Origin of the sequence: Paracraurococcus ruber (assembly GCF_004353985.1) — a bacterium.
GTDB lineage: Bacteria > Pseudomonadota > Alphaproteobacteria > Acetobacterales > Acetobacteraceae > Paracraurococcus > Paracraurococcus ruber.
On sequence record NZ_SMOA01000609.1, the window covers coordinates 1 to 1,002 of the forward strand.

2 protein-coding genes are annotated in these 1,002 nt (G+C 80.8%); both read left to right on the forward strand.

Annotation, left to right across the window (positions count from 1 at the left end):
• Positions 1 to 354, forward strand: a 354-nt coding sequence (locus E2C05_RS32065) for a PilN domain-containing protein (protein ID WP_192912572.1), incomplete at its 5' end; no start/stop codon positions are given.
• Positions 351 to 902: a type II secretion system protein GspM gene (gspM, locus tag E2C05_RS32070; RefSeq protein WP_133223631.1), complete on the forward strand. Its 552-nt coding sequence runs from the start codon at positions 351 to 353 to the stop codon at positions 900 to 902. The genes E2C05_RS32065 and gspM, both read left to right, overlap by 4 nt.
• Positions 903 to 1,002 lie beyond the last annotated feature (100 nt).

Consider the following 1,002-nt stretch of genomic DNA (forward strand, 5'->3'; position numbering starts at 1 on the left):
GGCGCCGAGCGGACGCTGCTGCTGGAGGCGGAGGTCGCGGCGCTCCGCGCCCGGCTCGACCTCGCCGCCGCGCTGCGGGCGCGGCCGCCGGCGGTCGCGCTGCTGGAGGAGGTGGCGCGCCGGCTGCCCGACGAGGCCTGGCTGACCGAGTTCCGCCTGACCGGCGACCAGCTCCTCCTCACCGGCTTCGCGGCGCGGGCCGACGGGCTGGTCGGGCTGCTGGATGCCTCGCCCCTGCTGCGGGAGGTGCGCTTCACCGCGCCCGTCACCCGCGACCGGCCGGAGGCGCCGGAGCGCTTCCAGCTGGCCATGCGCGTCGCCGCGGCGGCGCCGGTGCGGGAGGCGCGGCGATGAACCGGCTTTCCCCCAACGCGCGGCGGCTGCTGGCGCTCGGCCTGCTCCTCCTGCCGCTGGCTCTCGGCTGGGTCCTCGCCGTCGCGCCCTGGCTCGCGGCGCGGGAGGCGGCGGCGGACCGGCTGCAGCGCGCCCTGGCGCTGGAGGCACGGTCGCTGGCGGTCGCGGCGCGCGCCCCGGCCCTGGCCGCCGAGGTCGCGGCCCTGCGCGGGATGCTGGACGGTGCCGAGGGCATCCCCGGGGCCAGCCATGCGCTGGCGGGCGCGGCGCTGCAGCGGCGCCTGCGCGACCTCGCGGCGCGGCATGGCGGCGCGGTGCAGAGCCTGGAAACCCTGCCGGAGGCGGCGGCGGGCGCCGGCGCCCTCGCGCTTCGCGCCCGGCTGCAGGCGACGCATGAGGGGCTGCGCGACCTGCTGGCGGCGCTCGAGGCCGGGGCGATGCCCGTGCAGGTGACCGCGCTGACCATCATCGGCGCGGCGCGGGGCGGCGTGCAGCCGCTGCTGGACGTGCAGATGGAGCTTCGCGTGCTGCGGGGCGCGGCGTCGTGAGGCCGGGCCTGCCGCTCCTGGCGCTGGCCTGCGCCGGCCTGGGGCTGGCCGCCCTGCGGGAGGCGCCGGCGCTGCCGGACCCCGCGCCGCCGGCCCTTGC